Origin of the sequence: Pacificibacter sp. (genome assembly GCF_039769035.1) — a bacterium.
Classification (GTDB): Bacteria; Pseudomonadota; Alphaproteobacteria; order Rhodobacterales; family Rhodobacteraceae; genus Celeribacter.
Window position 1 is genome coordinate 1 of the sequence record NZ_JBDMZG010000207.1, and the last position, 5,742, is coordinate 5,742.

Sequence of the window (5,742 nt, forward strand, 5' to 3'; positions counted from 1 at the left end):
GCCTCCACCCTGAGCTGCATGGGACCGTGTTCCACAGCACTCGCAAGTGGTTCATCACCCAGTGCGAGCGCACAGGGGTTCCGGAGCACTTCACTGCAACCCTCGTCGGGCATCACTCGGCAAGGTCCGCCAATAAGCTCACCTATGGGCTCTACTCGGCAGGTATCAGTGATGCGCAGAAGCGGGAGATTCTCGCAAGCATCAGGCTGCCTACAGAGCTGGCGTTGTGATCCCCAAACATACCCCCGCCCGGCTTCCCTTCGCGGGTGGTCGGGCGGGGGAGATGGCTACTGATTTTTTTTGGGGAGGAAGAACGAGCCAATGCGGCCATTGATGCACAGTGCAGCGAACGGCTACTTCGAGCCCAAAGTTCCGAATGCTGCGGCGTCAACGAAAGTACGTAACATCTGCAAGCGGACCTTCAGATGATGTGTTTTTCATCCAAATCGAGACGTCTGGCGATTCCGCTGGCCCATAGCGTCAACAGATTTCCCGGATATCCCAGTCTCCGCTTGTGCCGAGCTTTCTCAGAACCCGCCGAAAGCCTTCATGCCCCCGGTGCAGGGCTTGGAATTCAAGATCAACGAGCATTTGCGGGCTGAACGCGGATTGCTGCAATATGACGTGCGCCGGGCTAAAGGGTGGATCGAGATAGGCAAATGCACCCTCTCCCAGGTTCACACCATTCAGCGCCTTGCGACCCTCTTGAATGGGTGCGCTGTAGGCCCAGACGTTTTCATACGTGAACCGCCGCAACCCCTGATCCAGCAGGCGGCGGGTCAATTCGGTCAGGGGCAGGAAGCCGTCGCCCACCGGAACGCCCGCAACTGTAAGCTGGCCCGCATCTTCGGCCCGGATCATCACGTGATCCTTAAAATGGACGGAATAGACATGGGGCAACACCGCGTCGAGGGCTGCAATTGGGTCTTCCAGAACCATCTGTGAATTGCCGTAGTCGTAGAGGATTTTCAGATTGGGGTGGCTCACCCGTTCGACGATTTCCGCCAATTCCGGCCCGGTGAAATCTTCGTGGTTTTCCAGCACGATGATCACATCCAAATCGGCGGCCTCTTGCATGACCGCCGCCAGATTATCGCTCGTGTTTTGCATCATCTCCCTCACCTCGCCGCCGTGGTGGGTGTACGTGCGCAGGGATGTCGCACCCATGCGATGTGCGACGTTCAGCATTTCCGACATATGTGCGGGGGCCGTGCCGGATGTGTCCACCTCCAGACTCATCTCGTGGGTTGTCAGATAGGCGCGCAGGCGATCCATCCGTTCAGGCTCACGCCCACCCAAATGACGGTAGTTTTCGTTGTTCAGTGACAGGCTGATGCCCTGAAATCCCATTGACCTTGCCAGTTCGGCAAAGGCGATGGCGTCAAAATCCGGCTTGTGCGCGAAGTGATGCCAGAGGCTGAAGCTGTGGATTGTGGTCTCGACAATCATGCCTTTTGCCCCATGTAACTCAGTTCCTCGCCAAGCGCGCGGCGGTAACGGGCACAGATTTCGGCTTCTTCCAAGACCTCAGATCGCCATGCGCAATATCCGGCGAAACGCCAAGCATAGGCGGGCCGCAGCAAGTTGTATCGCTCTTCAAGGTCGGGGCGCCCGTGGGCCTGCCAGAAGTCTTGGACCTGCGCGTCGGTCAGGGGTGTGCGCATCCCGAGGATTTGGAATGCGGGCGAAAGAAAGCTGTAGATGTCTTCGCAGACATCGCCAGTGGCGGGGCATTGCCAATCAATGAGGCGCAGGCCTGACCCCGCGCCAACGAGGTTCACGCCGATATCCGTATGGATCAGTGAGAGCCTTTGAGGTGGCGGCACCTTGGCCTGTGGTGGTGGGATGACATCTGGCGGCGAGATGCAGCGGGCAAACAGGGCGTCCCCTTCGGCAATGATGTCCCTAGGGTCGAGGGGGACAGTGCGAAATCCTGCCGGATCAGCGGCCTCCTTGCGTAAAAGAAGTCGCGCGACACTTGCCATGTCGCCGTCCCACATGTCCCCCTCGACGTAGTCATAGACAAGCAGCGAGGCGTCTGGCCAGAACCCGACCAGATCAGGGGCAACGTCCAGCCCAGCAAGGCGGCGCAGGGCCTCTGCTTCATCTTCGGGGAGGTTCGGAAAGAGTGTGCCGGTCATGGGCTTGGCAAACTCCTTGGCAACCAGACACCCATCCGGGGTATCAACACGCCAGACGCTGTTGAGATAGCCGCCTTTGAGTTTGCGAAACGCTGATCCGTTGTCCGCCAGTCCTTGCTTGGCAAGGAAGTCCCGCAACTCCACCTCGGTCATGCGAACCCTTTCAGCGTTTCATAAAGCTCTGACTCAATCGGTATGCCCTGTTCTGCGAGTTGCCGCTTGTTCGCCTCGCGCCGCGCGTTTGGCAGGCGAGCACCGTCTTGTTCGGTGATCGACGTGACAAGTTTGGTGATCGTTTGATCAAAACCGCCGCCAGACAGTTTACCCGGATCAAAAGCCACGAAGAACTGGCCGTTGTCGATGGGTGTGCCGTCGTCGTCAGTGAAAGACCCCTGATCCGGCCCCAATTTACCCCCGGCGAGGGCGGCGCAAAGAACCTCGACCAGAAGCCCGATGCTGAACCCTTTGACCCCGCCCGCAGGCGCCATCGACCCGGCAAGCCCGGCCTCCGCATCGGTGGTCGGCGCGCCCTCCGCATCCAGCGCCCAGCCCAGCTGGATCGGCTCGCCCGCCTCGGCGGCGCGTTTCACCGCCGTCCAGGCCACCTGTGTCGCGGATTGGTCGACCAGAAAGGCGATTTCGCCGCCCAGTGCCGGAACCGCATAGGAAATCGGGTTGGTGCCGATGATCGGGGTCTTGCCGCCCACAGGGGCCAGATTTGGCACCGCATTGGTGGCACCCAGTGCCAGAAGGCCTGCACGCGCCAGGTAGCCTGTGTGAAACCCCAAAGTGGCGGCGTTGTAGGAATTGTAGACACCCATCGCCGCAACCCCATGCGCCTTGGCCGCCGGGATCAGATGTTTGAACCCCGCCTCAATCGCGGGATGGGCGAACCCGTGCCGCGCGTCCACGCGAAAGCTGGATTCCGAGAGCACCTCAACCTGCGGGGTGGCCTTGCCATCCACCTTCCCGCTGCGCAGATGGGTGCAGTAATATTGCAGCCAGTAAAACCCATGTCCCTCAAGGCCGGACAGCTCGGTATCCAGAATAGCGTCGGTGAAATACTCGGCATTCTCTGGTGAAGTTCCGCTGCCGGTCAGCGCGTTCCAGATCAGGGCGCGAGCCTCTTCGGGGGACAGCAAGACACTCATTTTCCGTGCATCCGTTTCTTGGTTTCACGCACACGTTCCGTCGCCTCCGGGCTGCCGTCGTGATAGCTGCCGAACCAATTGTCCCACGGCATTTCCGGGTTGCCGTAATTGCATTCGAAGTAGCGGTGATGCAGTTGGTGGTGGAAAGACCCTATCTTTAGATGCGCCTTGTCGCCCAGCACCAGATTTTCGAAGCCGGCATGGGATGTTGCCGTCGCCAGCGCCAGCCAATAGCCCATGAAGATGAAATGTATGGGGTGCGCGGGAACAACAAGAAAGATCAGCAGCAGCCCCATATAGCCGATATGTTCGATCGGATGCATCGAAAAGCCGGACCACGGCGCAATCGAAACGCTGCGATGGTGCACCGAATGTACCCGTTTGTAGATCCACGGGATGTGCAGCGCGCGGTGGAGCCAGTAGAAATGGAAGGATTGAAAGACGGGCATTAACAGGAAGAGCACGAAGAACCAGATCGGATTGCTTTCAACCGTGATCATCCGGGCCCAGCCATTGGCATATCCCATCCAGACAATCACATCATAGAACGTCCAGAACGTCACCCCTGACAAAAGCGTGTAGGTGACATTGTCCCAGTATTGATCGTTCCACAGGAAGATGCGCGCATTCTTGGCCAGCCCACGCCGGTCGAACTTGTAATCGTCCTCCTGTTTTTTCCACCCGTACAGCCAGAGGTGCAGCCCTTGGGAAAAAATGATCATCAGGATCAGGTTGCGCGCCCAAAGCTGCAACACCCACCCCCAGCTCAGCGTTTGCATCTGCTCCAGTGGCGGCACCAGCCAAGCCCATGTAGCCCATGCCATCAGCGCATAGATCAGGTACTCGGTCATCGGCAGCCAGTTGGTCGCAAACCAGCGCAGCGTAGCCACAGGCTGCGGCGGCCAGGAAAACAGCGGTGTGACAGCAACCGGCAGGTCCGGATGCCAGTTCCATTCCTTGCTAGAACCCGCTTTCAGGTGCTTATCAGTTGTGGACATGCGTTATCCTCCCATCGGCTCTACAAGACTATACTTCATGTTTTCCTCAGGAATAGAAAACGCTAGTATTTGTCTGCCAAATACATAACCTCAAGGAATGAAATCATATCGCAAATCCCTACCGCCGCTTGACAGCCTGCTGTTTTTCAACGCGGTCGCGAACAATCGCAGCCTGAACAGTGCCGCAGAAGAGCTGTTTGTGACGCAGGCCGCCGTCAGCAAACGCATACAACGGTTCGAAGAATGGCTTGGAACGCCACTTTTTTCCCGCGATGGGCGTGCCTTGCAGATCACCGAAGCAGGCACCAGTCTGGCAGCGGATGTCGAAATTGCGCTCGATTTCCTTGAACGCGCCATCGACAAGGTCAAAGCCCCGGAGCAGCCCGTGGTGCGCATTGCGGCGAATGCGGCGGTCTCGATGTTCTGGCTCTATGGGCAACTCAAGGAATTCTCGCTGAGCGATGCCTCCTGCAATGTCAGCGTGTCGACAACTGACAGCACAGCCGAGCTTTTGTCGGAAACCCATGATCTTGCGATTCTCTATTGCGACGGAAAGGTGCCGGGCTGGGACGCCATCACCCTTCTAAGCGGCGAACTGGTACCTGCTGCAACGCCGGAGATTGCAAAACTGGCGGAAACCACAGCAATGTTTGATGGAGCCGCGCCGACAGGCGATGAACCCGCGCTTTTGGAATACGCGAACCTCACACCAGATTGGATCAACTGGCAGATTTGGCTCAGGCAAACGGGTTTTGCCGACATATCCGCATGGTCAACAATCCCGTGCAACAGCTACGTTCATTCGGTCGGCAAGGCGCTCAAGGGCGAAGGCATCGTTCTGGCAAATTCGGACTTGCTTGAAACTGAATTTCAGTCCGGCAAGCTTGTCAGAATTGGTGAAGTTGGCCTGACCCCCAAGAAATCCTACTTTTTGTGCTGCAAGGAAAATGCTCCGCTCTCGCAATCCACGGCGAAGCTGCGAGATTTTCTGACCAACGACACATAAGCAACCCGTAGCGGCCATTCGTCCTCGATCTTCGAATAGTGGCAAAGTCAGCATAGCAGACCTCAGGCATTGGCACGGTCAATGTTCGGTTTTGGGTGCAAGCCACAAAGTCACCCTGATGTAACGCACAAATCAGGACCGCTTTTATATTTTAGAACCAAAATAAATATCTGTAATTAAATATAAATACTAAAAGTTCGACGTCCTCTTCTGGACACCAATATCTCTCTTAAATTACCAATAAAACAAGCAAATACAGTGGTATAACTTATCACAGGACCACTATTGGGACCGCTTTGCCAGGTTTGGGACTGAAATAGACAGAGATGTGGCAGCACTTATACAGATGCTATCAATCTGTTTTGACCTAACACTAGCAGGTCTACTAAAGTTACCTCTAGGTGCGAATTTGCTAGGTTTTTTTTCAATTACAACGGAATTTTTAC

Annotated in this window: 5 protein-coding genes and 1 pseudogene; 2 read left to right on the forward strand and 4 right to left on the reverse strand. The window is 56.6% G+C overall.

The features are described from left to right. Positions 1 to 230 (forward strand): annotated as a pseudogene (locus ABF287_RS16620) (integrase); the annotation flags it as partial. A 250-nt stretch (positions 231 to 480) separates the two neighbouring features. On the opposite strand, the gene ABF287_RS16625 reads toward ABF287_RS16620, so the two are convergent. From ABF287_RS16625 to ABF287_RS16640, 4 genes are read right to left on the reverse strand one after another with little or no spacing between them, the layout of a single operon-like run. After that, entirely contained in the window at positions 481 to 1,449 is a 969-nt protein-coding gene (locus ABF287_RS16625) for a sugar phosphate isomerase/epimerase family protein (protein WP_347186117.1), read from the reverse strand. After that, positions 1,446 to 2,294, reverse strand: a complete 849-nt coding sequence (locus ABF287_RS16630; RefSeq protein ID WP_347186118.1) for a hypothetical protein — start codon at positions 2,292 to 2,294, stop codon at positions 1,446 to 1,448. The genes ABF287_RS16625 and ABF287_RS16630 overlap by 4 nt, the downstream gene beginning before the upstream one ends. Then, a complete protein-coding gene (locus ABF287_RS16635; RefSeq protein ID WP_347186119.1) occupies positions 2,291 to 3,292 on the reverse strand; it encodes an Ldh family oxidoreductase in 1,002 nt (333 codons plus the stop codon). The genes ABF287_RS16630 and ABF287_RS16635 overlap by 4 nt, the downstream gene beginning before the upstream one ends. Then, positions 3,289 to 4,290 carry a sterol desaturase family protein gene (locus tag ABF287_RS16640; RefSeq protein ID WP_347186120.1) on the reverse strand — a complete coding sequence of 334 codons (1,002 nt, stop codon included), beginning with the start codon at positions 4,288 to 4,290 and terminating at the stop codon, positions 3,289 to 3,291. The genes ABF287_RS16635 and ABF287_RS16640 overlap by 4 nt, the downstream gene beginning before the upstream one ends. 97 nt (positions 4,291 to 4,387) lie before the next feature. Between ABF287_RS16640 and ABF287_RS16645 the strand changes: the two genes are divergently transcribed. Next, positions 4,388 to 5,296, forward strand: a complete 909-nt coding sequence (locus ABF287_RS16645; protein ID WP_347186121.1) for a LysR family transcriptional regulator — start codon at positions 4,388 to 4,390, stop codon at positions 5,294 to 5,296. Positions 5,297 to 5,742 lie beyond the last annotated feature (446 nt).

Coding starts and splice junctions, on each gene's coding strand:
- ABF287_RS16625 (WP_347186117.1), bottom strand. CDS start 1,449: ATGATTGTCGAGACCACAATCCACAGCTTCAGCCTCTGGCATCACTTC.
- ABF287_RS16630 (WP_347186118.1), bottom strand. CDS start 2,294: ATGACCGAGGTGGAGTTGCGGGACTTCCTTGCCAAGCAAGGACTGGCG.
- ABF287_RS16635 (WP_347186119.1), bottom strand. CDS start 3,292: ATGAGTGTCTTGCTGTCCCCCGAAGAGGCTCGCGCCCTGATCTGGAAC.
- ABF287_RS16640 (WP_347186120.1), bottom strand. CDS start 4,290: ATGTCCACAACTGATAAGCACCTGAAAGCGGGTTCTAGCAAGGAATGG.
- ABF287_RS16645 (WP_347186121.1), top strand. CDS start 4,388: ATGAAATCATATCGCAAATCCCTACCGCCGCTTGACAGCCTGCTGTTT.